This is a genomic window from Streptosporangium sp. NPDC006930 (assembly GCF_040635605.1).
Taxonomy (GTDB): domain Bacteria; phylum Actinomycetota; class Actinomycetes; order Streptosporangiales; family Streptosporangiaceae; genus Streptosporangium.
On the sequence record NZ_JBEYID010000072.1, the window covers coordinates 1 to 1,399 of the forward strand.

General features: G+C 42.7%; 2 protein-coding genes. One reads left to right on the top strand and one right to left on the bottom strand.

Annotated features, from left to right (window positions below):
- Nucleotides 1-1,030, bottom strand: a 1,030-nt coding sequence (locus ABZ664_RS39395; protein WP_362522398.1) for an IS30 family transposase, incomplete at its 3' end; no start/stop codon positions are given.
- A gap of 172 nt (nucleotides 1,031-1,202) precedes the next feature.
- Between ABZ664_RS39395 and ABZ664_RS39400 the strand changes: the two genes are divergently transcribed.
- Nucleotides 1,203-1,399 (top strand): DUF1275 family protein (locus ABZ664_RS39400; RefSeq protein WP_362522400.1); only part of this gene is annotated, 197 nt, incomplete at its 3' end.

Consider the following 1,399-nt stretch of genomic DNA (forward strand, 5'->3'; position numbering starts at 1 on the left):
GTGCCTTTCGTCCGTATGTGGTCCGGTGGCCTGTCATGGCTGCACCGGGACCGGCGGACATTTGTTGGCACACCCCCTGAGGGCACCTAGCCAAGCTCATCTCATATGAACTCTTATAGTTGAACATTTTTCTTGGATAATGGTTCATCCAATACTCGATAGCGGCGACTTCTTCAGGGGTCGTCTTTGTTGTGCCTTTTGGCAGATGCCTACGAATCATTCGGTTATGGTTTTCATTCGTCCCTCGCTCAAAGCTCGCGTAGGCGTGTGCATAGTAAACTGGACAGCTTACGACCTCAGAGAGCCTTGCAAATTCATGGCCATTGTCAGGGGTAATGGATTTGAAGTCATAACTTTTTTGAAGTTCCACCAGCTCATCATTGACCGCCTGTGCTGTTTTCCCATCAATCAAGCGAATGATCTCCGTGCGGTATTTTCGCTCTGTGAGCGTCAAAAGCACCTTGTTCTTAGCTCTCGTAAGAATGACCGTGTCAATCTCGTAATGCCCCACTTCTAAGCGATTGTTAATGAACTCAGGCCGTTCTTCAATAGACTTACCAAAAGGATGCTTTGGCGCACGAGGTTTGATTTTCTTTGCCGCCTTATACTGCGGATAGAAAAGATGATGACGCTTGGCTTCTAACCAGCCCCAGTTGACCCAATTGTAGAGGCTGCTCAGAGAAACTCCTTTTAGAGCCTGATGAATGACTTCCAAAGAGTCCTTGTCTTCTTTAAGACGTGTACTCACATAACAATCAATCTCAGTCGTGAGTTTACTCGGACGAACACTGTGAGCCCTCAATCCTTCATAATTTTCTTGAGCCTTTTTAGCAGAGTATTTTACCTTCCGCTTGAGCTGGATTTCCCCTCGCTTCATCTCTCTGTCAATCGTCCCATGAGCTTTATTCAATAAGCGCGCAATCTCACGGTTGCTCAGTCCTTCTTTATTGTGCCAACGTTCAATGTTTAAACGGTCTTGATTGGTCAGGTGTTTCCCTTTGCTCTGGCTTGTGATAGAATAGTCTTGCATCTGAATTTCCTTTTTATACTATTTGGTCGAACTTCTAGTATAAGAGATTCAGATGTTTTTTGCTTGACTCAAGGTGGCTAACTTCATTTTACAATTTGCGATTTAATTTTTTATTTTAAATAGAGTACATTAGATTATCATTGTGCTATAATGACCTTATCTTTTACAGATTATGAAGGAAAAAATTAAGCTTAAATCCGCAGTCCATTCTAAAGAAAGTTTACTTGTTGCTCTATTACTTGCCATGAATACAGGCTTTGTTGATGCCTTTACCTTTTTTCATTTTGACGGCCGTTTCGCTAGTCTCCAAACTGGGAATTTGATTCAGACTGGAATTAATTTAGCCCATGGAAATTTGGAGAAAGCTTT